Origin of the sequence: Pseudomonas sp. FP2309, assembly GCF_030687575.1 — a bacterium.
In the GTDB taxonomy this organism is placed as follows: domain Bacteria; phylum Pseudomonadota; class Gammaproteobacteria; order Pseudomonadales; family Pseudomonadaceae; genus Aquipseudomonas.
On sequence record NZ_CP117439.1, the window covers coordinates 1,118,705 to 1,141,283 of the forward strand.

At 57.9% G+C, this 22,579-nt stretch carries 22 protein-coding genes and 1 pseudogene; 9 read left to right on the forward strand and 14 right to left on the reverse strand.

The features are described 5' to 3' along the window. Nucleotides 1-227: 227 nt before the first annotated feature. Genes PSH59_RS05010 through PSH59_RS05020 form a run of 3 tightly spaced genes read right to left on the reverse strand, consistent with a single transcriptional unit; the run spans nucleotide 228 to nucleotide 3,113 of the window. Complete coding sequence (locus PSH59_RS05010; RefSeq protein ID WP_305394443.1) at nucleotides 228-914, reverse strand: hypothetical protein; 687 nt, start codon at nucleotides 912-914, stop codon at nucleotides 228-230. Further along, nucleotides 907-2,040, reverse strand: coding sequence for a hypothetical protein (locus tag PSH59_RS05015; protein WP_305394444.1), 1,134 nt, complete (start codon nucleotides 2,038-2,040; stop codon nucleotides 907-909). The genes PSH59_RS05010 and PSH59_RS05015 overlap by 8 nt, the downstream gene beginning before the upstream one ends. Then, the gene (locus PSH59_RS05020) at nucleotides 2,037-3,113 is read right to left on the reverse strand and encodes a hypothetical protein (protein ID WP_305394445.1); all 1,077 of its coding nucleotides are present in this window, start codon (nucleotides 3,111-3,113) and stop codon (nucleotides 2,037-2,039) included. The genes PSH59_RS05015 and PSH59_RS05020 overlap by 4 nt, the downstream gene beginning before the upstream one ends. Before the next feature lie 405 nt (nucleotides 3,114-3,518). Here PSH59_RS05020 and PSH59_RS05025 point away from each other — a divergent pair. Then, nucleotides 3,519-3,782 (forward strand): annotated as a pseudogene (locus PSH59_RS05025) (phosphate-starvation-inducible PsiE family protein); the annotation flags it as partial. Here the strand turns inward: PSH59_RS05025 and PSH59_RS05030 are convergent. Both PSH59_RS05030 and PSH59_RS05035 read right to left on the reverse strand, forming a co-directional pair. Continuing rightward, nucleotides 3,779-4,099, reverse strand: a complete 321-nt coding sequence (locus PSH59_RS05030) for a DUF3509 domain-containing protein (protein ID WP_248075500.1) — start codon at nucleotides 4,097-4,099, stop codon at nucleotides 3,779-3,781. The pseudogene PSH59_RS05025 and the gene PSH59_RS05030 overlap by 4 nt on opposite strands. Nucleotides 4,100-4,439: 340 nt before the next feature. Next, nucleotides 4,440-5,816: an L-serine ammonia-lyase gene (locus PSH59_RS05035; protein ID WP_305394446.1), complete on the reverse strand. Its 1,377-nt coding sequence runs from the start codon at nucleotides 5,814-5,816 to the stop codon at nucleotides 4,440-4,442. A 136-nt stretch (nucleotides 5,817-5,952) separates the two neighbouring features. On the opposite strand from PSH59_RS05035, the gene PSH59_RS05040 reads away from it, so the two are divergent. Next, entirely contained in the window at nucleotides 5,953-6,900 is a 948-nt protein-coding gene (locus PSH59_RS05040) for a LysR substrate-binding domain-containing protein (RefSeq protein WP_248075503.1), read from the forward strand. Between the two features lie 212 nt (nucleotides 6,901-7,112). Then, entirely contained in the window at nucleotides 7,113-7,523 is a 411-nt protein-coding gene (locus PSH59_RS05045; protein WP_017526248.1) for an HPF/RaiA family ribosome-associated protein, read from the forward strand. Nucleotides 7,524-7,685: 162 nt separating this feature from the next. Here the strand turns inward: PSH59_RS05045 and fecA are convergent, their stop codons facing one another. From fecA to PSH59_RS05060, 3 genes are all read right to left on the reverse strand, one after another. Then, nucleotides 7,686-10,025, reverse strand: a complete 2,340-nt coding sequence (gene fecA / locus PSH59_RS05050; RefSeq protein ID WP_305394447.1) for a TonB-dependent Fe(3+) dicitrate receptor FecA — start codon at nucleotides 10,023-10,025, stop codon at nucleotides 7,686-7,688. Between the two features lie 91 nt (nucleotides 10,026-10,116). After that, nucleotides 10,117-11,058 (reverse strand): FecR domain-containing protein, encoded by a 942-nt coding sequence (locus PSH59_RS05055; protein WP_248075506.1) that lies wholly within the window; start codon nucleotides 11,056-11,058, stop codon nucleotides 10,117-10,119. Then, on the reverse strand, nucleotides 11,055-11,543 hold the full coding sequence (locus tag PSH59_RS05060; RefSeq protein ID WP_305394448.1) for a sigma-70 family RNA polymerase sigma factor: 489 nt from the start codon (nucleotides 11,541-11,543) through the stop codon (nucleotides 11,055-11,057). Before PSH59_RS05060 ends, PSH59_RS05055 begins: the two co-directional genes overlap by 4 nt. 170 nt (nucleotides 11,544-11,713) lie before the next feature. On the opposite strand from PSH59_RS05060, the gene PSH59_RS05065 reads away from it, so the two are divergent. The 5 genes from PSH59_RS05065 to PSH59_RS05085 are packed head-to-tail and all read left to right on the forward strand — an operon-like array spanning nucleotide 11,714 to nucleotide 15,476. Continuing rightward, entirely contained in the window at nucleotides 11,714-12,016 is a 303-nt protein-coding gene (locus PSH59_RS05065; protein ID WP_305394449.1) for a DUF3649 domain-containing protein, read from the forward strand. After that, nucleotides 12,013-13,587, forward strand: a complete 1,575-nt coding sequence (locus PSH59_RS05070; protein ID WP_305394450.1) for a PepSY domain-containing protein — start codon at nucleotides 12,013-12,015, stop codon at nucleotides 13,585-13,587. The genes PSH59_RS05065 and PSH59_RS05070 overlap by 4 nt, the downstream gene beginning before the upstream one ends. Next, entirely contained in the window at nucleotides 13,588-13,914 is a 327-nt protein-coding gene (locus tag PSH59_RS05075; protein ID WP_305394451.1) for a DUF3325 domain-containing protein, read from the forward strand. Nucleotides 13,915-13,926: 12 nt separating this feature from the next. After that, the gene (locus tag PSH59_RS05080; protein ID WP_248076022.1) at nucleotides 13,927-14,502 is read left to right on the forward strand and encodes an RNA polymerase sigma factor; all 576 of its coding nucleotides are present in this window, start codon (nucleotides 13,927-13,929) and stop codon (nucleotides 14,500-14,502) included. Next, nucleotides 14,499-15,476 (forward strand): FecR family protein, encoded by a 978-nt coding sequence (locus tag PSH59_RS05085; protein WP_305394452.1) that lies wholly within the window; start codon nucleotides 14,499-14,501, stop codon nucleotides 15,474-15,476. Before PSH59_RS05080 ends, PSH59_RS05085 begins: the two co-directional genes overlap by 4 nt. Here the strand turns inward: PSH59_RS05085 and PSH59_RS05090 are convergent, their stop codons facing one another. Next, nucleotides 15,477-15,827 (reverse strand): glutaredoxin family protein, encoded by a 351-nt coding sequence (locus tag PSH59_RS05090; protein ID WP_305394453.1) that lies wholly within the window; start codon nucleotides 15,825-15,827, stop codon nucleotides 15,477-15,479. Then, complete coding sequence (gene yejK / locus PSH59_RS05095) at nucleotides 15,827-16,831, reverse strand: nucleoid-associated protein YejK (RefSeq protein ID WP_003171997.1); 1,005 nt, start codon at nucleotides 16,829-16,831, stop codon at nucleotides 15,827-15,829. Before yejK ends, PSH59_RS05090 begins: the two co-directional genes overlap by 1 nt. A gap of 396 nt (nucleotides 16,832-17,227) precedes the next feature. Between yejK and PSH59_RS05100 the strand changes: the two genes are divergently transcribed. Further along, nucleotides 17,228-17,509, forward strand: a complete 282-nt coding sequence (locus PSH59_RS05100; protein ID WP_003188840.1) for an HU family DNA-binding protein — start codon at nucleotides 17,228-17,230, stop codon at nucleotides 17,507-17,509. Between the two features lie 97 nt (nucleotides 17,510-17,606). Here the strand turns inward: PSH59_RS05100 and rlmF are convergent, their stop codons facing one another. The 4 genes from rlmF to PSH59_RS05120 all read right to left on the reverse strand — a co-directional run bounded on the left by rlmF (nucleotide 17,607) and on the right by PSH59_RS05120 (nucleotide 22,577). After that, nucleotides 17,607-18,626: a 23S rRNA (adenine(1618)-N(6))-methyltransferase RlmF gene (rlmF, locus tag PSH59_RS05105; RefSeq protein WP_248075514.1), complete on the reverse strand. Its 1,020-nt coding sequence runs from the start codon at nucleotides 18,624-18,626 to the stop codon at nucleotides 17,607-17,609. Nucleotides 18,627-18,786: 160 nt separating this feature from the next. Further along, the gene (locus PSH59_RS05110) at nucleotides 18,787-21,633 is read right to left on the reverse strand and encodes a valine--tRNA ligase (RefSeq protein WP_305394454.1); all 2,847 of its coding nucleotides are present in this window, start codon (nucleotides 21,631-21,633) and stop codon (nucleotides 18,787-18,789) included. Between the two features lie 115 nt (nucleotides 21,634-21,748). After that, nucleotides 21,749-22,141 (reverse strand): DNA polymerase III subunit chi, encoded by a 393-nt coding sequence (locus tag PSH59_RS05115; RefSeq protein WP_305394455.1) that lies wholly within the window; start codon nucleotides 22,139-22,141, stop codon nucleotides 21,749-21,751. A gap of 7 nt (nucleotides 22,142-22,148) precedes the next feature. Continuing rightward, the gene (locus tag PSH59_RS05120) at nucleotides 22,149-22,577 is read right to left on the reverse strand and encodes a DNA polymerase III subunit chi (protein WP_248075523.1); all 429 of its coding nucleotides are present in this window, start codon (nucleotides 22,575-22,577) and stop codon (nucleotides 22,149-22,151) included. Nucleotides 22,578-22,579: the final 2 nt, after the last annotated feature.

Here is a 22,579-nt window from a genome sequence, read left to right on the forward strand (position 1 = left end):
AATTAATACACATGAAATAGTGCCCAGCGTATCTTGCCTAGGGTAATGGACTTTTTAACATGTTTTGCGTTTGTGCATCTTTTGCTTTATGGATTCTTGGTTTGGGGCATTCCCGTGGATGGCGGGTGAATTTTCAAAGCAAAACCGTTAAGTATTCTAAATGTACTTCCGATAGAAAGCTCTTCATCTAAATATTCTTAACTGAATATCAATCTGCTTCATGGTGATTAGTCACCTACCTCTGTTTTAATCACGAAATCTACGAGTGATTTTTCTAACTCAGAGTTTGGGATGGAAATACTATAAAGACAGTTTGACTTGATGTCCAAAATTACCGGGATTCCATCTTGGTAAGACTCTATCTTCACTCTTTCAAACTCCACTGGGACACCTTGTATTAATCTTTGAGCCGATAGAATCGCATTTTCATTGCTGTAAATTGAAAATGATATTTTGTCGTGTCTTGTAATGGTCTGATTGGAAGAGTAGGAGTGTGTGATTTTTACTCGCGAATTGTCAGAGTCTTGAATGTGTTTGGACAGGTCGAGTAGAGATATCTTAATCTGCGAAATAAAGATTTTTGAGCTAATTGCCTCTTCTAAATTTTTTAGAAATGGTTTTATAGATTTTGATGATGAGTCAATAGTCAGTAATAAAGATTTTTTCGTGATGCTCTGAATGCTAAATATGCATCTACTAACTTTGAAGAAGGTAACTGGTTCTCCAGATTCGTATATGTTTAATTCGTTAAAAACAACTATTTTCTCTCTTATCCAAAATGCTCCAGTTAAAAATTTTCCTGTCGCGATTATGTCGTAGATTCCATGGTCAGATTGTTTGTTTTTATGATTGCTTATCCTTTCAAATATTGTTGGTTGATCAAGATCGATTTTTATGCTGAAAAGTTTACGCACTTTCAGCCTCCGCTTCCTTTGTCATTGGAAGAGTCGATTGCATGAATTTTGAAATCAAAGTTCTCGCGGTGGTTTCTATTTTTGTGTGAATGTCTCGCTCTATGGTTCCTGAAGGTGGAAACCTGTTCGTGGAATACTTTTCCAATGACATGTATCTGTAAAAACCTTTTACTTTTTGAGAGAATCGTCTGCAATTTTCAGCATCTTCAAATTTTATCTCGATTTCATAAATGTCCGGTGTCGCTGAATCTTCACTACATGTCCATACTACGTGGGACGTGTAAAATCCTTTTTCATGTAATGAGTCTACTTCTTTTGAATTTAGTACTCCTTTCCCATTCAATGACGCACGAAATACATGAGTGCCAGAGTCGATATCGTCATTTTCAGCCTCCTGTTCATCTGAGCTTCCCGAGGATTTATTGATTTTTTCCGGGTTGAATACTGAAACTTTTGAAACGTCTTTTAATGAGTATCCCTTGATTGCTTTGATCAGTTCCTCGAGGAATTGTGACCTGATCTTTGGGTTGTCTAAGAACTCTAGCGAAATCGTTTCTATCGTTGGCGGTGTTTCTTTGTCGCTACTGAGAATTTCGATAAGATGGTTTACCCACTTTTCAGAGTCTTCATTATAAGGGGAGCGAAGTGTTAGTTCTCCTTTTTCTTCTGTGATTACGATGGTGGATTCTTTTGTGACTGTCTGTTGGAGTTGACTTTTATTAGGGTTTATATCGGTGTAGGTTATTGTCAGCCTGATTTCGTTTTGATGTTTGGCAATGGTGGCAGATGCGTCTTTCGGATAGTCTTTAGAGTTTATTATGCTTTTTAATTCATTTGCAGCTTGTAGCACTTGTCCAGAACTTGTGTTGGTGATAAATCTTGAGGTGGTTTTCTCTCGTTGAGTGATCGACTGAAGATTCGACGTTAATTCGTCATAGTCTCTATACCCAGTGAACATTCTGGAGTAATAGAATGAAAGGTTTTTTCTTTCTGTTTTGGGTGAGATAATAATGCCACGCTTAAAAAATATTTCTGCTAGGCTTTGATTGCTGACTTTTGAACTGTTTACGGCATCACAAATTGCTTTGTCATTTGGCATATATATGCTTTGTTTTTCTATGGTCACCAGTCCAACTCCTCTTTACTAAAGAAATCACTCACGGTAGGAATGAGCTCAAACTCTATTTTTTCTATAGTTTCCGATTTGCCCCATTTCTTTATATATTCTTGGGAGGCTGTCCTAAAATAATTTTTTGCCATGTCGCTTTGGTCAGATGCAATTGCGCGTATTGATATCTTTTTGTTACTATTTAAAATCTGGTAGTTAGATAGGGAGTCAAGCAAGAAGAACATGTCTTTCCAATCATCTATTCTCGCTTTGTAGTAAATTTTGTACCCAGCATCGATGGATTTGATTGCCTCTTGCTTTGCGTTAAATAAATGTTCTTCTTGATACTCAATGATCATGAAAGGAGCAGATATCAACTCGAGGGTCGCTGGTCTGGAGCTTGGAAGGTTTTTGGCTTTGTGAAGGTTTAGGTCTGGGTAGAAGAATTGATAGTTTGCTCTATTGAACTCTCCTCTGGAGTCGAGTTTTTCCAAGTCATCTATTACAGTTTTTATATATTTTATGCTACTTGGTTCTAGTATGTGTATTTGCTGGTCTTTCTGTAGATCTATGTTCAAGATATTGATGTCTTGTTCGCTTTCCGCGCTAGTACTAGATTTTTTTGAGCTTTTTTTTCCATAGAAAATGTCGTAGAAAGTGCTGTCCCATCCGCCATCGTGATTGTATACGAATAGCATGCCTCTAATTTCAAGATCTTCTTGGGTTAATGAGTACCGGGTTTTCCATTCATCGCTATAACGAGCGCAATCTATTGAGTGTGCCAATGACTTTAATGCTTTTCGAATAGCAAATTGTTTTATTGTTCCTGTCGCGTAGCTTTTAAGATCTGTATTAAGAGCGATTGTTTTTTCTGTGTACGGATCAATATAAGAATAAACTACGTCTGTAGGATGATTGTGTGCTTTCTGCTCTGAGTCGGGCTCGGCTTTAGGTGGGTTATGTTTCTGGGGTAATACGCATTCGAAATTTTGGTCTGATGGAGGATGTGTGTTCCATTTCAACCAAGGAATAATTTCGTTCGCAACTTTACCAGCAATTGCGGCAATACCAGCTCTTTCTCCTCCAGCCATTTTATTCCCTTATTCCTGAGTTGATCTGCTGTCCATGCGCGAGCTTTAACTCCATAAGTCATTTTGACAAATGGCATGATGGCAGGCTAAACGCCAGCATAGATCAAAAACTATTGCTGTCAATAACCGCTGTGACGGGAGTCCTTGGAAGCTTTCCAGTTCGAATCCAGCTCTTTGCCTGTGCGATGTGAGTCATTGAGCGAGTTCGTAAAAACAAAGGATGACGCCCAGGGCGCGAAGGATCTGCTCTAGGACATCTCAATATGTTGTGAGGGAGAAAACTCTACAAGCTTGGCGATTGAGGATTGAGCGTGTTGACGATGAGGTCCAGGAACATCATCTGCATCTCAGTTTTGGGAAAGTTAATATGAGCAAAAATATTAAATTTATTTTCAGAAAACTCCCGGCAATTTCGTCAAGACCAACCACATGCCGGTACGCTTTCTGATCTACGTGGCGATCACCGCGTTGACGCGCTTGTTGATCTCCAACGTGTCGCACCACAACCCGCCCGACCTCGGCATCATCTACCTGTGCGGTGGGATTCTGCTGCTGGCGTTTGCGATTCTGGTGGTGCGTTACGCCTCGTCGGCGTTCCCCTCGGTGAAGGTCGAAGGCCCGCGTCGCAAGGGCGAGGCGAGCCTGGAAACCGAGAAGGGCGAGCTTTAAAGCCCGACGCTCAAGGGCAGGGTGCGGCTGGGCGGCCGTTGCAACAATTTGTGATTGTCGTCGCCATCGGTCATCACGGCCAGGATCTCCATGGCGCTGTGCCCCTGCTCGATGGCAATGCCGAATTGGATGCTCTGCACCAGGCGCTTGAGCCGTTGCGGGTCGTTGCGTTGTTCGGCGCTGATCATGCGCTTGGCCACCACGCCATCGGCATTGGACAGGGTGAGCATGATGCTGCCATCCAGCCGTTGAATACTCAGATTGACCCGATATTTCGGGGTGAAGGTGTCCGTGATGATCTGAAAAGGGTTGTCCATGGTGCGTTACCGCCTGATAAGAACATGCAGTCATTGACGACCGGTATCGGGATTAGTTCGCATCTCCTGACCGCCGGCCACTTCGTCTTTGAGGGTTTACAAATTCCGTTTGCCTCATGGGCTGTACAGCAAGTGCCGTGCCGTACCACGATCTGACCGACGACGTGACATCAATGTGGAAGATGGCCAGCGCTCGATAACAGTGTGTCAGCCAATAAATGCTCGACTGAAAGCCCGCTAAGGGGCGCAAACTCCTGCGGCCATTGTTCTGCGGTGTTCTTGAGATCGGTGATCCGTTTCAGGGCAATACGCGCAAAACGATCGCAGACAGCGCAGCCGATCAGCACTCCACCCAGTTCACCGCGAGGCCGCCCCGTGAGGTCTCTTTGTATTTGTCATGCATGTCGGCGCCAGTGTCGCGCATGGTGCGGATCACCCGGTCCAGGGAAATGAAGTGCTTGCCGTCGCCGCGCAGGGCCATCTGCGTGGCGTTGATCGCCTTGACCGCAGCGATGGCGTTGCGCTCGATGCACGGCACTTGCACCAGGCCGCCGACCGGGTCGCAGGTCAGGCCAAGGTTGTGCTCCAGGCCAATTTCTGCGGCATTTTCCAGTTGCTCCGGGGTGGCGCCGAGGATGTCTGCGAGCCCGGCGGCCGCCATCGCACAGGCCGAGCCGACTTCACCCTGGCAACCCACTTCAGCGCCGGAGATCGAGGCGTTTTTCTTGCACAGGATGCCGACGGCAGCGGCGGCGAGGAAGAAATTGACCACGTCGTCATCGCACGCATCGGCGTTGAATTTCATGTAGTAGTGCAGCACCGCTGGAATGATTCCCGCCGCGCCGTTGGTGGGCGCTGTCACCATGCGCCCGCCGGCGGCGTTTTCTTCGTTGACGGCGAGGGCGAACAGGTTGACCCATTCCATGGCCGACAAGGTCGAGGTGATCACATTCGGTTTGCCGATTTCCAACAGGCTGCGGTGCAGTTTCGCCGCGCGCCGTGGCACGCCCAGCCCGCCCGGCAAGATGCCTTCATCACGCAGGCCTTGCTCCACGCACTCGCGCATCACTGACCAGATATGCAACAGGCCGCTGCGGATTTCTTCGTCGCTGCGCCAGGCACGTTCGTTGGCCATCATCAGTTGCGAAACCCGCAGGCCGTGTTTATTGCACAGGGTCAGCAGTTCGACGGCGCTGGAAAAGTCATACGGCAACTGCACATCGCTGTCCGGCGCGACGCCGGACGCGGCTTCGGCCGCGTCGATGATGAAACCGCCGCCCACCGAGTAGTACGTCTGCTCGCTGAGCAAGCCGCTATCGCCATAGGCGTGCAGGGACATGGCGTTGGGGTGGTAGGGCAGGCTTGCGTCCAGCAGCAGGAGGTCGGTGTGCCAGTTGAAGGCAATGTCCTGTTGGCCGCCCAGCAACAGCCGGCCTGATTCGCGCAGGTGCTGGACGCGTGTGTCGATAGAGGTGGGGTCGATGCGGTCTGGCCATTCGCCCATCAGGCCCATGACGCAGGCGCGGTCGGTGGCGTGACCGACGCCTGTGGCGGACAGCGAGCCGTATAAACGCACTTCCACCCGGCGAGTGTCGCCCAGCAATTGCTGGTCGCTCAGGGCGCTGGCAAAGGTCGCCGCCGCCCGCATCGGGCCGACGGTATGGGAGCTGGAAGGCCCGATGCCCACCTTGAATAGATCAAAAACACTGATAGCCATGCTAAAGCCTCACAAGCAATGGAGTAGGAATCGCTGCCATTTTTTGTAGAGCGAGCGCAATTGGGCGATATTGGACCGGTGGATCGACGCTGACCAACGACTTATCCTAAGTCGCCCTTTAGCAGGACTAAACTCTATGCCCCGACCTCTTCATGGCCAGACGTATGTCTGGCTGCACGTGTTTTCCTGCGCCGCACGGCATCTGTCGTTCACCCGTTGCGCCGAAGAACTGCACATCACGCCGGGGGCGGTGAGCCAGCAAATACGTCAATTGGAGGAGCGATTGGGCTTGCGCCTGTTCCATCGACGGGCGCGGGGTGTGGAGCTGAGTGCCGAGGGGCAACGGTTGGCGGCAACGGTGGGCGAGGCCTACGGCAGCATCGATGCGCAGTTGCAGCGGCTCGACGCGGGAATGATCAGCGGCACCTTGCGCCTGCGCTCGATTCCGTCCTTTCTGGGCAAGTGGCTGACCCCTAGATTGCCGCGCTTGCAGCAGCGCTTTCCGGACATCCAGTTGCGCATGGTCGCCGAGGACAGCAGCGTTGCGCTGCATGAGGGCGACTTCGACCTGGCGATCGATCTCAACGACGGCAGCTACCCCGGCCTGTTATCCACAGCCCTGTTGGATGAGCAGATCTTCCCCGTGTGCGCGCCGAGCCTGCTGCGCGGTCGCCCTCCATTGCATGGTCCGGCCGACCTCTCGCATTTCCCGCTGCTGCACGACATCACCGCCTGGCGTGGGAGTTATGAGTATGCCGAGTGGGAGTTTTACCTGAATGCCATCGGCTACCATGACGCCGACGTGCGCCGCGGGCACACCTTCAACCGCAATCACCTGACCATCGAAGCGGCGATCGCCGGCATGGGCGTGGCGATTGCACGCCGTACCTTGCTCAACGATGAACTGGAGCGCGGCACCTTGATCGTGCCGTTTGGCCTCGCTGTGCCCAACCATAAACGCTATGTGCTGCTGTATGCGCCGGGCGCGCTGAACCATCCGGGCGTGCGGGCGGTGCATGACTGGCTGGTGGAGGAAGCGCGGATTTTTCGCGGTTTGCACCCCTTGGCAGAGGGGCAATTGTAAGGTTTGCGGGGCGTAAGAAGATGTAACCAACTCCCCACCCTAACAGCGTTTTTGCTTGTCGTCAGGCTTAATTTGTAATGTAGGATTTATCTTTGCAAAGGGGTTGAATTGTTCCTCTGGCTGCTCAATTGTGTAATCAAGAGGTCATGGTTTCACCGTCCCGGTGCCGCAGTTGTGACCTCTCGCGAGCTAGCTGAAATAAGGGAAGAACTATGCAAATCCAAGTCAATAGCGATAACCATATTGAAAGCAGCATCCGACTGGAGGAGTGGGTACGTACTACCATTGAGAGCACGCTCGAACGTTATGAAGAGGACCTGACCCGCGTTGAGGTCTACCTGCGGGATGAGAACGGCGACAAGCCCGGTCCCCACGATTTAAGTTGCCGCCTGGAAGCACGGCCAAAGGGCCATCAAGCGATCTCGGTCCTGCACAAGGCCGATACCCTGGAGCAGGCGATTGACGGCGCAGCCACCAAGCTGGACCACGCGCTGGAACATCTGTTTGGCAAACTGCAAGGCAAGCCTCGCGCTGCCGGGAAAAATCAGCCCATCAACAAAGTGAATGAAGACGCGCTGGAAGAGGAATTCCTGGAAAACGAAAACGCTGTGATCAACGGCTGACCGCTTTTTCACTCCCTACAAACGGGCCTGCAGATGCAGGCCCGTTTTCGTTCAGGGGCGTGGGAAAAAGTACCCGAGCGCCAGCGCCAGCCCGCCCGCTCCCAGCGCTGTGCGATCGACGCGTTGGTGGCTGGCACCCCGTCTTGCCTGGCGGGGAACTGATCAGAACGCGATGGACGTCTGCACATACAGCGTGCGCGGCTCACCCACGTATTTGCCCTTGTTGTTGTCGTCGAACGAGCGCGTGAAGTACTGCTTGTTGAGGATGTTCTTCACGCCCACCGCCACATTCAAGTCCGACAGCTGCGGGCCGAAGTCGTAGGCGGCGCGGCTGCTGAACAGCATGTAGCCGGGGATGCGCCCGTTGGCACCGTCGGCGCTCTCAGCCCTGGTGTTGGCGTTATCGGCGAACTGGCTGCTCTGGTAGCTGCTGTCCAGATTGAGCTTCCAGCGGCCTTCGGTGTAACCCACGCCGAGGGTGCCTTTGTGCTTGGACGAGAAGGGCACGCGGTTGCCTTTGTTCGGGCCGTCTTCGCGGATGGTCGCGTCAACGTAGGCGTAGCTGGCGTACACATCAAAGCCCGCCAATGCCGGGCTCAAGCCGTCGAGCGCATAGTTGACGCTGGTCTCTATGCCTTGATGGCGGGTCTCGCCACGGGCGATCACCGAGTCATTGGTCTGGTTGCTCTCGTACTGGTTGTCGAAATTGATCAGGAACGCGCCGATTTCTGCACGCAGGGTGCCGTCGTCGTATCGCGTGCCCAGTTCCCAGGTGCGGGCTTTCTCCGGTTTCACTTCGCCACTGGTCACGCGGTTAGGCATCTGGCTGTACTGCACGCTGCCGAACGAACCTTCGGTGTTGGCGTAGAGGTTCCAGTCGTCCGTCAGGTGGTACAGCACGTTCAAGGCAGGCAGGGCGGTGTTGTAATCGCCTTTGTATTTGACGTTGCTCAGGTTGTTGGTCTGCTGGGACTCGATCATCTCGTAGCGAATGCCCGGCGTGATGGTCCACTTGCCGATATCAATACGGTCGTCGACGAAGAACGCATTGGCTTCGGTGCCGCCACGGGTGTCGCGGTCGTTGCGGCTGTCAGTCGTGGGGATTTGCTGGTTGTTTGCCGAAATTGGCGCGCGGTAGCGCAGTTCGTGCCCGGCCTCGTTGATGTAGCGGTAGCCCACGCCGACTTCATGGCTGGTCGACCCCAGGTCAAAGCCTTGGGCAAAGCGGGTTTCCAGGCCGCGCACCCAATACTCGCGGGGCGACAGCGAGAGGAATGTGCCCTGGTCCAGGTAGCCGCTGCGCAGGGTTTTGGTGAAGAAACTGTTGACGGTGAATTCGCGGCGGTCCTGTTCATAGCGATAGCCGACGTTGAACATCGTGCGGCGGCCCCAGAACTTGTCGTAGGGCCGGGTGGACTGGTAAGGGTCGGCTTTGTAGTCCGCCACATTCAAGCCGCCGGGCATATCGGCCTGGCCTTCGTAGTACTGCGCCATGGCGTTGAAGCTGTTGGCGTCGTCGAGCTGGTATTTGCCCTTGAGGATCAAATCATCGATGCGCGTGTCGCTGCGCTCGCGCCAGTCGCCGCCACGGGTGCCGGAGTACAGAATCGCACCACCCAGGCCATTGTCGGCCGTACCGCCGGCCAACAGGTTACCGGTGGTCTTGAAGCCGTCATGGCTGGAGGATGGGCTGGTTTCAGTCTGCAGGCCGCCTTTGACGGTGGGGGCATCCGGAATCGCACGGGTCACAAAGTTGACCACGCCACCGACGTTCTGCGGGCCATAACGCACGGCGCCGCCGCCGCGAACCACGTCTACGGCATCCATGTTGCCCATGCTGATCGGCGCGAAGGACAACTGCGGCTGGCCGTACGGCGCGAAGGGCACCGGGATGCCGTCCATCAGTACCGTGGAGCGCGAGGCCAGGCGCGGGTTGAGGCCGCGAATGCCGAAGTTCAGTGCCATGTCGTGGCTGCCGGTGCCGTTGTTGTCCGGGGCGTTGACGCCGGGGATGCGGTTGAGCACGTCCCGGGCCTGGGTGGCGCCCTGGCGTTCGAATGCTTCGCGACGGATCACATCGCGGGCGCCGGGGTGTTCGAACACATTGGTTTGCGCGGCATCGCCGAGCCAGTCGCCGACCACGCTGGACGTGGCCAGCTCGACCGCGGCAGGCGCGTTTGCCGGCTGCAGGCTGTAGGCGTTGTCGCCTTCGGCGCGGGCTTGCAGGCCGGTGCCTTCCAGCAGTTTTTGCAGGCCTTCGGCGGCGCTGTAATTGCCGGACAACCCACGGCTTTGCAGGCCGGCCGTGACGTCGGAGCCGAAGGAAATCAACACGCCAGCTTCGCGGCCGAACTGGTTCAGGGCGGCCTCGAGGGTGGTGGGCGCAATGTGATAGGGCTTGGCATCGGCCGCCATCACAGGCGGCAGTACCGCGAAACTGAGGCTGGCGCCCAGTAACAGTTGGCGCAAGGTGCGGGCGATGAGGGTCGGCTGCTGGGGCATGAAGAGCGGTCCTGAGAAGGAAGGGTCAAGGTGGCTTTCCTTCTCTGTCACGCGAGGTTTGGAAAACGGCTCACATTGTTCAAAGTTAATTTCAGGCGCGTGCCTGCACGGTGACCCAGTAACGGGTAAAGCGCCGTACTTTCACCGGCAGACTGACTTCCAGCAGGTCAAGAATGCGCTCGCTGTCGTCCAGCGGGTAACTGCCGGAGATCAGCAGGTTGGCCACGTGCGGGTCGCAATTGAGCTGCCCGCGACGATAGCGGCCGAGTTCGCCGAGGAAGTCTTCCAGGCGCATGTGCGCGGCCACGAGCATGCCGTCGGCCCAGGCGCCGCTGTTGGCATCGGTGGGGCGCGGGGTGTCCCAGCCTTTGCGGGTGAAATTGACCTGGCGCGCGGCCTCGACCGTCAGTGGCAGGCCGCTGTAGGTGTTGGGCATGACGTCGACGTGGCCGTCGAGTACCGCCAGTTGCGTGTGATCGCGAAACTGACGCACATTCAGGCGCGCCGCCTGGCTGCTCAGCAAGCCTTGCCCGGTGAGCACGTGCAGCGGTGCGGTGCCGGCGATGCCGCTGAGCATGATCTCGCCTTCAAGCAGGCGGATCAGCCGCTGCCGGCCGTCGAAGTGCACATCCACCGCGCTGCCGGTATTGAGCTGCAATTGACTGCCATCGGCCAATTGCACCTTGCGCCGCTGGCCCACCGGGCTGCGGTAGTCGGCGGTCAACGGCGGCAGGATATGTTGCTGGCGCAGGCTCCAGGCCGCGGCGGAACCGGCGCCAAGGATCAGCAGCAACTTCAGCGCCTGGCGTCGGCTGGTGGTGGTCGGCGCGTTCAACGCCGCGTGAGCCAGGGGCGAGGGCATGCCACGCAGGCGGCTGTTGACGCGCTGGATGTGGTCCCAGGCGCGCTGGTGTTCGCTGTGGGCATTCAGCCAATGTTGCCAGGCGGCCTGCTGGCGCGGGTTGAGCGCGCCTTGCTGCATTTCCATCAGCCAGTGCACGGCTTGTTCGGCAACCTGGGTCGAGATGTTCATAGGGCAAAGTAGCAGCGCATGGCGGCTTTATGCAGGTGGCGTTTGACGGTGGCGATGGAAATGCCCAGCTCGGCGCCGATTTGCGCGTAGGTCAGCCCGTCGAGTTGGGCCAGCAGGAAGGCGCGTTTGACCGGGATGGGCAAACCGTCGAGCAGTTGGTCCAGCTCCACCAGGGTTTGCAGAATGATCGCGCGCTCTTCTTCGGACGGCGCCACGTGTTCAGGCATCTGCGTCAGGGCATCGAGGTAGGCGCGCTCCAGATCCTGGCGGCGGTAGAAGTTGTACAGCACTCGCTTGGCGACGGTGGTGAGAAAGGCGCGCGGTTCGACCAAGGTGGGCGCTTCGCGGGCGGTGAGTACGCGGATGAACGTGTCTTGCGCCAGGTCTGCGGCGCTTTCCGGGCAGCCGAGTTTGCGTCGCAACCAGCCGGTGAGCCAGTGGTGATGGTCGTTGTACAAAACTTCGACGGTGTTGGACACGCTCAACGCAAACACTCCGCAAGTATCGGCATGCTTCAGAGAACAAGAATTGTTCGCATTGTAGGGGGCGTGGTCCGGTTCGGCAATGCGCCAAGGCAGGTGATTCATCCGTTCTTTTTTGCTTATGAGAATATTTATCATTAATATCGCGGGCTGATTAACCTGGCGCCTCCCGCATGAAGAGCAAACCCTCACTGCCGCTTGCCTATCGTTTCGCCGTGACCTCGCGCGTGTTGGCCGCGGTGATTGGCGGTTACCTGATGGCGTCCCTGGCCAGTGTCTGCCTGGCGCTGTGGCTGCCGGCCGCACGCGTTGACGCGGTAATCATCGGGATGATGAGTTCGTTTGTGTTCTACCTGCTGGCGGCGTTGTGGTGCTTTGCCTGCCGTACGGCGTGGCGCGCCTGGGTGGGCGTGCTGTTGCCCAGCGCAGCGTTCGCCACCCTGGCGGGTGTCGGTCTTTGGATGACGCGCACATGAAAGAGGGATTCCGCCAATCCATGGCCTGGTTGCACACCTGGGCCGGATTGATCTTCGGCTGGCTGCTGTTCGCGATTTTTCTTACGGGCACCCTGGCCTATTTCAAAGATGAGACCAGCCATTGGATGCAGCCCGAAGTGGTCGCCCACCCGTTGGACGATGCGCGCAGCCTCAGCGTCGCGCAACACTACCTGCAGCAAGTTGCGCCGAGCGCTGCGCGCTGGTTTATCACCCTGCCGGACAGACGTAACCCTGGCCTGTCGGTGATGTGGCAAAACAAGGTCGACCCCGGCAAGCGCGGTGATTTCACGCGTAAAACCCTCGACCCCGTCAGCGGGAAAGCCGTAGAAGCCCGCGCAAGCATGGGCGGGGAATTCTTCTATCGCTTCCACTTCCAGCTGCAAATGCCCTATCCCTGGGGCCGCTGGCTATCGACTATCGCGGCGATGGTTATGTTCGTCGCGCTGATCACCGGCATCATCACCCACAAGAAAATCTTCAAGGACTTTTTCACCTTCCGTCCCCGCAAAGGCCAGCGTTCCTGGCTCGATGGGCATAACGCGGTGGGCGTCCTGGTGCTGCCGTTTCACCTGATGATCACCTTCAGCAGCCTGGTGATCTTTATGACAATGGTGATGCCGGCGCCGATCCTCGCCGCCTACGACGGTAATAGCCGCGCCTTCTTCAGTGAGCTTTTCCCCGCCAGCAACAATGCGCCGGCGCAGGGTTCACCGGGCAAGTTGCTGCCGCTGCTGCCGATGTACGAGCAAGCGCGGGCGCAGTGGGCGGGTGGGCATGTGGGGCGTATCGCCGTGAATAATCCGAGTGATGTGAACGCCTCCGTCAATGTGTCCCGCGCCGGATCCGACAACGTGGTGCATGACTTCGGCAGCGTGGTGCAATTCAACGGCACCACCGGTGAGTTGTTGCGGATCAGCGGTGAAGCATCGCTGCCGACGCTCGTCGCAGGCAGCTTCTTCGGCCTGCACATGGGCCATTTCGCCGGGCCGGTATTGCGCTGGCTGTACTTTATCTGCGGCCTGGCGGGCACGGCGATGATCGGCACCGGGCTGGTGATCTGGCTGGGCAAACGTCAACTCAAGCACGCAAAAACGGCAGTGATGCCGTTTGAGCTGCGGCTGGTGGAAGTGCTCAACATCGCCAGCATGTCTGGACTGCTGATCGCCATCGCAGCGTTCTTCTGGACTAACCGCCTGCTGCCGGAGAGCTTCGCCGCGCGTTCCGACTGGGAAGTGCAGAGCTTCTTTATCGTCTGGGGCCTGAGCCTGGTGCACGCGATGCTGCGCCGGGGTCGCCGAGCGTGGGTCGAACAATTGAGTGTTGGTGCGCTGCTGTTCATGGCGGTGCCCGTGCTCAATGCCCTGACCACCGATCAACACATGGGCGTTTCACTGGCCCGGGGGGACTGGACCATGGCCGGTTTCGACCTGACATGCCTGACCAGCGGCGTGTTCCTCGCCTGGGCCGCCTGGAAGATGCAGCAGCGCGTGGCGCCTCGGTCCAAGGCGCACCGGGCGGACGCACTCAACCTCAAGCAGGAGGCGCACTGAATGCTGCTCGCGCTGCTGATGTGCTACGCCGGGTTTACCGCGTTGTGCCTGGGCACCGATCGCCACCATGGTGAACTGCTGCGCAGCAAGCCATCGCCGCGTCGACGTCTGGGGTTGCGAGCGGCGGGGTGGTTGTTGCTGACCGTTGCGATCTGGCCGGCGGTGAGCGCGGCCGGCTGGGGCCTGGGCCTGGTGCACTGGTGCGCGGTATTGATGCTCAGCGCGCTGCTGCTGGTGCTGTTGTTGCCGTATCGGCCACGGCTGGCCTTGATCCTGGCGGGTGTCGGCCTGCTGGCAAGTCCCGTTGCGGCGTTCGCCACCCTCTGAGCCCCTGCCATGATGACCATGACCCCACCCGAATCCGAGGACAGCCCACAGGCTGAAGCGGCGGGTGGGCGTGCGCATTTTTTGCAGGTATTTTTGTCCCAGCGCTCGCAAATGGAAGCCTTGGTGAGTCGACGTGTGGGCTGTCGCGCCACGGCCGCCGACCTGGTACAGGACCTGTTCCTGCGTTTCTGGCGTCGGCCGCTGGTGCAAGTCGAAGAGCTCAGTACCTACCTGCTGCGCTGTGCTGGCAATATCGCCATCGACCACCTGCGCAGTGAAGGCGCCCGGGCGCGCAGCAGCGAAGGCTGGTTGCCCGAGCAGCAGGACAACCAAGGCTCCGAACCCCAGGCCGCGCTGGAAGCGGGCAACGATTTGCGCCATGTGGAAGCCGCCTTGCGCAGCCTGCCGGAACGCACCCGCCAGATTTTCCTGCTCAACCGCATCCACGGCCGCAAGTACGCGCAAATCGCCAAGGCCATGGGCCTGTCCCAAAGTGCCGTGGAAAAACATATGATGCGTGCCCTCGAAGCCTGCAAGGCCAGCCTTCGTGAGCCATCGCCCCCACGCACGCCAGGGAAAGCACCGTGAACGTCACTCCCACGCCCGACCAGGAACATGCCGCGCTGGCCTGGCTGAGCCTGTTGCATGACCAGCCCAGCAGCGGCGACCAGGCCACCTTCAGCCGTTGGCTGCGTGCCGACCCCGCCCATGTCGAGGCCTATGCCCAGGCCCAGGTGCTGTGGGAGTTGAGCGAAGTACCGGCGCGCGCCCTGGCCGACGAAGACGCACTGGCGTTGCAGGGCTATCTCAATGCGATGAACACCTCGAAGCGCTCCCGTGCGCTGCGCTGGTCCGGCGCCTTGGCCATGGCCGCCTGCCTGTTGGTGATGGTGTCGATGGGAGTCGGCTGGCAGCCGTCGCGCTGGGTCGATGATTTTGGCGCTGATTACGTCACGGCACCGGGGGAAGTGAAGACCGTCACCCTGGCGGATAAAACCCAGGTCACCTTGGACGCCGACAGCGCGATAGCGGTGGATTTCAGCCATGGCGAGCGGCATATCCAGTTACGCCGTGGCGCTGGTTTTTTCAGCGTGACCCACACCGGTGAATCGTTTGTGGTGACGGCGGACAGCGGCGAAGCACGGGTGCTCGGCACGCAGTTCGAGGTGCGTCTGCAACCGGCAGGGGCGCAGGTGACCGTGTTGTCCGGCCGGGTGGGTGTGACCCCTTCGAGCCAGGGCGCGCAGCAAGTGCTCACGGCCGGCCAGCAAGTGGCCTACGCCGATGGCGTGGCTGAACCGCTGCATGCGGTGGACAGCGAATCGCGCCTGGCCTGGCGCGAGGGATGGCTTAACTACTACAAGGCGCCGTTGGCCGATGTGATCAAGGATCTGCGCCGTTACTACCCAGGCCGCATCCTGTTGCTCAACGAAGACATGGGCGCCAGGCGCGTCAGCGGCAGTTTCCCGAGCAAAGACCCGCAGGCGGTGTTGAACGCGTTGCAGGCGGTGCTTGGGTTTGAGCAGCACACGGTGCTGGGGCGGATGATCGTGGTGCGCTGACTACTTCAGCGCCGCCATGATCGCCTTAGGGTCGTAATCGCGAATCAGCGTACCATTGACGTCCACGAACGGAATCCCGCCGCCGCCCAGCGCCTCATAGGCTTTGCGCGCCTGGGCGTCTTTCTCGATATCGAACGCCTGGTACGGAATGCCTTTCTGGTCCAGGAAGCGGCGGATCTGCTGGCAGTAGCCGCACCACCCGGTGGCATAGAGCACCACCCGCGCCGACGTGCGGACCTGCTCCGATACCACCTGCGAGGGGTTGAACAGCCGCTCGATCTTGCCCCAGTTCTGAATCACCACCACAACCAGCAACACCAGCAGGACTTTTTTCAGGACCCCGCCAAGCATCAGTTGCGGCGCTTGAGCTGGTCGGTCAGTTGGGTCGGCAGGCCCTTGATGATCAAAGTGCCAGCCGCTTCGTCGTATTCAATCTTGTCGCCCAGCAGGTGCGCTTCAAAACTGATCGACAGGCCCTCGGCGCGGCCGGTGAAGCGGCGGAACTGGTTGAGGGTGCGTTTATCGGCCGGGATCTCCGGCGACAGGCCGTAGTCTTTGTTGCGAATGTGGTCGTAGAACGCTTTTGGTCGATCTTCATCGATCAAGCCCGACAGTTCTTCCAGGCCCATGGGCTCACCGAGCTTGGCCTGGCTGCTGGCGTAGTCCACCAGAGTCTTGGTTTTTTCGCGGGCCGACTCGTCCGGCAGGTCTTCGCTTTCTACGAAGTCACTGAAGGCCTTGAGCAGGGTGCGGGTCTCGCCCGGCCCGTCGACACCTTCCTGGCAGCCGATAAAGTCACGGAAGTACTCCGAGACTTTCTTGCCGTTCTTGCCTTTGATAAACGAGATGTACTGCTTGGACTGTTTGTTGTTCTGCCACTCGGACACGTTGATCCGTGCCGCCAGGTGCAGTTGGCCCAGGTCCAGGTGACGGGAGGGCGTCACGTCCAGCTCGTCGGTCACCGCCACGCCTTCGCTGTGGTGCAGCAGGGCGATCGCCAGGTAGTCGGTCATGCCTTGCTGGTAGTGGGCAAACAGTACGTGGCCGCCGGTGGAGAGGTTGGACTCTTCCATCAGCTTCTGCAGGTGCTCGACCGCGGTGCGGCTGAAGGTGGTGAAATCCTGGCCACCGTCGAAATACTCCTTCAACCAGCCGCTGAACGGGTGCGCGCCGGACTCGGCATGGAAGAAACCCCAGGCCTTGCCTTGTTTGGCGTTGTAGCTCTCGTTGAGGTCGGCAAGCATGTTCTCGATGGCCGCCGATTCGGACAGCTCCGAATCGCGTGCATGCAGAACTGCGGGCGTGCCGTCGGGTTTTTTGTCGATCAGGTGGACGATGCAATGACGGATCGGCATAGGCTTCTCGGCTGGTTGAAGGGGAGCGGTCGGCCTCCCCAAAAAGTCGCCCAGTGTACCGCACCCATTGGCCAAGACACGCGTCGAAGGCGGTTTTGACCACTGTCCGACGGGGCATATGCCCTTTTTTCACGGTTTAGAGCGATAAAGCTGACCAATTGGGTAGGTAGAGGCGGATATTTCCCCGTCTCTGTGCTAGTTTTGCCCCGTCTTACGCCACGTATCGGCGTTAAGCGTGCATTCAGCATCTGTCAGGTCGAACCAATCCCCGTTTCAAGCATCTATAACCCCGATCTCCGAGGTTATGGCCTGGGGTGCCAGACCTAGACGGTCGGGCTCGACGGCTGACACTGCACTCTGCAATCCATATGAATTTGATAGGGAAGGAACACCACAATGGCTATTACTAAAGACCAACTGATCGCTGACCTGGCTGAAGCAGTAGACGCACCGAAAACTACCGTGCGCGCTCTGCTGGACCAACTGAGCCAAGTTGTTGCTGATCAGCTGGAAAACGGCGGCGAAATCACTCTGCCAGGTGTTGGCAAACTGAAAGTGACCGAGCGTCCAGCCCGTACTGGCCGTAACCCTTCGACTGGCGCTGCCATCGAAATCGCTGCTAAGAAAGTTATCAAGCTGGTTGTGGCCAAAGGCCTGACCGACGCTGTTAACAAGTAAGACGCAGCAAAAAAAACCGTGCTCCGGAGCGATCCGGGCACGGTTTTTTGTTGCCTGCGTTTTTACTGTGGCGAGGGCAAGCGCCCTCGCCACAGGGTTAGTCGCGCACCCAGCGCTGGCGCCAGATCTGCTGTTCGTTTTTGGTCTGGAAGGTCCAGGCCACGAAACGGCTTTGCTTCTGACCCTGGGACATTTCCACCACTTGGCTTTCCAGCACGCCGGCTTTTTTCAGGGCGATCTCGATGGCGGGCAAGTTCGACGCTTTGGACACCAGGGTGCTGAACCACAACACCTTGTGGGCAAAGTGCGCACTCTCGGCGATAAGCTGCGTCACAAAGCGCGCTTCGCCGCCTTCACACCACAGTTCGGCCGATTGGCCGCCGAAGTTCAATACCGGCAGTTTACGCTTGGGATCGGCCTTGCCCAGGGCGCGCCACTTGCGCTCGCTTCCTTTGGTGGCTTCGTCCATGGAGGCGTGGAACGGCGGGTTGCACATGGTCAGGTCAAAACGCTCACCCGGCTCCAGCAGGCCCAACAGGATGTGCTTGGGGTTGTCCTGCTGACGCAGTTGGATGACCTTGCTCAGGTCATTGGACTGCACGATGGCCTTGGCCGCCGCCACCGCGATTGGGTCGACTTCGGAGCCGAGGAAGTTCCAGCGGTACTCCATGTAGCCAATCAGCGGGTAGACGCAGTTGGCGCCCATGCCGATGTCCAGCACTTTGACGATGGAACCCCGTGGGATCTTGCCTTCATTGACGCCGGCCAGCAGGTCGGCCAGGAAGTGCACATAGTCCGCGCGCCCAGGCACCGGAGGGCACAGGTAGTCAGCCGGGATGTCCCAGTGCTGGATACCGTAGAACGACTTGAGCAACGCCCGGTTGAACACGCGTACTGCATCGGGGCTGGCGAAGTCGATGCTCTCTTTGCCGTAGGGGTTGAGAATCACGAATTTCGCCAGCTCCGGCGTGGTCTTGATCAGCGCCGGGAAGTCGTAACGCCCCGTGTGGCGGTTGCGCGGGTGCAGGGTAGCCTCTTTGCGCGGCGCGACGGGTTTGGCCGTGGCGGCGGTTTTAGGCTTCTTGCGTGCAGGTTTGGGCGTAGTGGGGGCGGTCATGTTGATTCTGGTGTTGGCTCAAAGTGGTGGGCATTGTCACACATCTTGAGGGTAACCCGGTCAAATGTGGGTTGGGGGCCTACATGCCTTCCACATTGATCGGGTTCACAGGGCCAAAAAAAAGAGACTCGAAAGTCTCTTTTTTCACACGGTTCAAGCCTTACAGGCTGGAAATCCGCGCATGTTGCTCGGCCAACTTGCCCAGGGCCTGCTCAGCCTCGGCCAGTTTGGCGCGTTCTTTCTCGATCACTTCAGCCGGCGCCTTGTCGACGAACGCCGCGTTGGACAGCTTGCCGCCGACCCGCTGCACTTCGCCTTGCAGGCGCAGGATTTCCTTGTCGAGGCGGGCCAGTTCGGCGCCCTTGTCGATCAGGCCGGCCATCGGCACCAGCACTTCCATCTCGCCGACCAGTGCGGTGGCGGACAACGGTGCTTCGGCGCCTTCGGCCAATACGGTGATCGACTCCAGCTTCGCCAGCTTCTTGAGCAGTGCCTCGTTTTCAGCCAGGCGACGCTGGTCTTCGGCACTGGCGTTCTTCACGAACACCGCCAGCGGCTTGCCTGGCCCGATGTTCATCTCGGCGCGGATGTTACGTGTGCCAAGCATCAGGGTCTTGAGCCACTCGATATCGCTTTCGGCCGCCTCATCGATGCGCGCTTCGTTGGCCACCGGCCAAGGTTGCAGCATGATGGTCTTGCCTTCGATACCGGCCAGCGGCGCCAGGCGCTGCCAGATTTCTTCGGTGATGAAGGGCATGAACGGGTGCGCCAGGCGCAGCGCCACTTCCAATACGCGCACCAGGGTGCGGCGGGTGCCGCGCTGGCGTTCGATTGGCGCGTTTTCGTCCCACAGCACCGGCTTGGACAGTTCCAGGTACCAGTCGCAATACTGGTTCCAGATGAACTCGTACAAGGCCTGCGCCGCCAGGTCGAAACGGAACTGGTCGAGCTGGCGGGTCACTTCGGCTTCGGTGCGTTGCAGTTGCGAGATGATCCAGCGGTCGGCCAGGCTCAACTCATAAGCTTCGCCGTTCTGGCCGCAGTCTTCGCCTTTATCGAGCACATAGCGCGCAGCGTTCCATATCTTGTTGCAGAAGTTGCGATAGCCTTCAACGCGGCCCATGTCGAACTTGATGTCGCGACCGGTGGACGCCAGCGAGCAGAAGGTGAAACGCAGGGCATCGGTGCCGTAGCTGGCGATGCCGTCGGCGAACTCGTCGCGGGTCTGCTTCTCGATCTTTTTCGCCAGTTTCGGCTGCATCAGGCCCGAGGTGCGTTTCTGCACCAGGGTTTCCAGGTCGATGCCGTCGATGATGTCCAGCGGGTCGAGCACGTTGCCCTTGGACTTGGACATCTTCTGACCCTGGCCATCACGCACGAGGCCGTGCACGTACACGGTCTTGAACGGTACCTGCGGCGTGCCGTCCTCGTTCTTCACCAGGTGCATGGTCAGCATGATCATCCGGGCAACCCAGAAGAAAATGATATCGAAGCCGGTGACCAGCACATCGGTGGAGTGGAATTTCTTCAGGAATTCGGTCTGCTGCGGCCAGCCCAGGGTGGAGAAGGTCCACAGGCCCGAGCTGAACCAGGTGTCCAGTACGTCGTTGTCCTGTTGCAGCACCACGTCCGCGCCAAGGTTGTGCTTGGCACGCACTTCGGCTTCGTCGCGGCCAACGTAGACCTTGCCCGACTCGTCGTACCAGGCCGGAATGCGGTGGCCCCACCACAGTTGACGGCTGATGCACCAATCCTGAATGTCGCGCATCCACGAGAAGTACATGTTTTCGTACTGTTTAGGCACGAACTGGATGCGACCGTCTTCCACGGCAGCAATCGCAGGTTCTGCCAACGGCTTGGTGGAGACGTACCACTGGTCGGTCAGCCACGGCTCGATCACGGTGCCGGAACGATCGCCCTTGGGCACTTTCAGCGCGTGGTCGTCGACGCTGACCAGCAAACCAATGGCGTCGAATGCGGCCACGATCTGCTTGCGCGCTTCAAAACGGTCGAGGCCGGCGTATTCGGCCGGGATCTGCCCGTCGATGCTCTCGTTCAGCGTGCCGTCCAGGTTGAACACCTGGCAGGCCGGCAGGACGGCGGCGTTCTTGTCGAACATGTTCAGCAGCGGCAGGTTGTGGCGCTTGCCGACTTCGTAGTCGTTGAAATCGTGGGCCGGGGTGATCTTCACGCAACCGGTACCGAATTCGGGATCGCAATAGTCGTCCGCGATGATCGGGATGCGGCGACCCACCAATGGCAGCTCGACGAACTTGCCGATCAGTGCCTGATAGCGCTCGTCGTTCGGGTTAACCGCGACAGCGGCATCGCCGAGCATGGTTTCCGGACGGGTGGTAGCGACGATCAGGTAGTCGTTGCCTTCGGCGGTCTTGGCGCCGTCGGCCAGCGGGTATTTGAGATTCCACAGGAAGCCTTTCTCGTCGTGGTTTTCCACTTCGAGGTCGGAAATCGCCGTGTGCAACTTGGTGTCCCAGTTGACCAGGCGTTTGCCACGGTAGATCAGGCCGTCTTCATGCAGGCGCACGAACGCTTCTTTCACGGCTTCGGACAGGCCGTCGTCCATGGTGAAGCGCTCGCGGCTCCAGTCAACGGATGAGCCCAGGCGACGGATCTGACGGCTGATATTGCCGCCGGACTGGTCTTTCCATTCCCAGATTTTTTCCAGGAATTTCTCGCGACCCAGGTCGTGGCGGCTCTGGCCGGTGGCTTCGAGTTGACGCTCCACCAGCATCTGCGTGGCGATACCGGCGTGGTCGGTACCCGGCTGCCACAGGGTGTCGCGACCCTGCATACGGCGGAAACGGATCAACGCATCCATGATCGCATTGTTGAAGCCATGGCCCATGTGCAGGCTGCCAGTGACGTTCGGTGGCGGGATCATGATGGTGTAGGACTCGCCCGCACCTTGCGGAGCGAAATAGTTCTCGGACTCCCAGGTGTTGTACCAGGAAGTTTCAATTGCGTGCGGCTGGTAGGTCTTATCCATGCGCGGCGGGACCCTAGTTGGCATTTATTCAGGAAAGCCGACAAGTATAAGGGGTGAGGCAGCTGCAAGCTATAAGCTGCAAGCGGGTCGCAGTGTTCGCGCTTGCAGCTTATGGCTAGTTATTTGTGGCTGCGGCGATCAGCCGTTCCATGCGCGCATCCATCCGGCGCTTGATCTCGGTTTCGATATGCGGGGCAAAGTCATCGATCACGTCTTGCATGATCAGTTGCGCGGCGGCGCGCAGTTCGTTGTCCAGGTGCAGCAGCAGGGCGTCCTGGGTTTTTTCGGCGGCAACGGCCACAGGCGCCGCGTTCAGGACAGGCGGCTCGACAACTGCCGGGGCAGGCTTGCCGCCGACCATGTCGAACAGCAGCGGAATCTGTACTTCGCCATCGGCCGATTCGGTCAACAGCGGCGGCTGCAAACCGTCATCACCCAGCAACTGGCGGATCGACTCGAGGTCGTCCAGCAGGTGGTCGTCTTTTTTTACAGGCTTGGAAGTGTCCATCGTGTGCTCAAAGTCGTTGTAGCCGGTGATCCTGCAAAGGATAGCCCTGTTCGCGGTAGAAACGGAAACTCTCCCGCGCGGCCTGACGAATAGCCGGATCTTCCACCACCACTTCCGCCACGCGGGCAAAGGCTTTGGCAAAAGGCGGTACTTTCAGGTCCAGGTTGACCAGCAGGTCGTGATGATCGCCGCAGCTGTCGCCCAATCCCAGCACGACGTGGCCTTCAGGTTCTGACTCGGCAGGACCGTGGGGCACGAAGCTTTCGCCCTTGAAGCGCCACAGGCGGGCGTCAAGCTCGTCGCGTTGGGCGGCATCGCTGCAATGCAGGTAGATGCGGTGACCCATGCGCCAGGCTTTTTCGGTGAGTTTGCAGGCAAAGTCCAGGCGCGCGAGCGGGTCGGCGCTGGGCAATATATAGAAGTCGACTTGGGTCATTG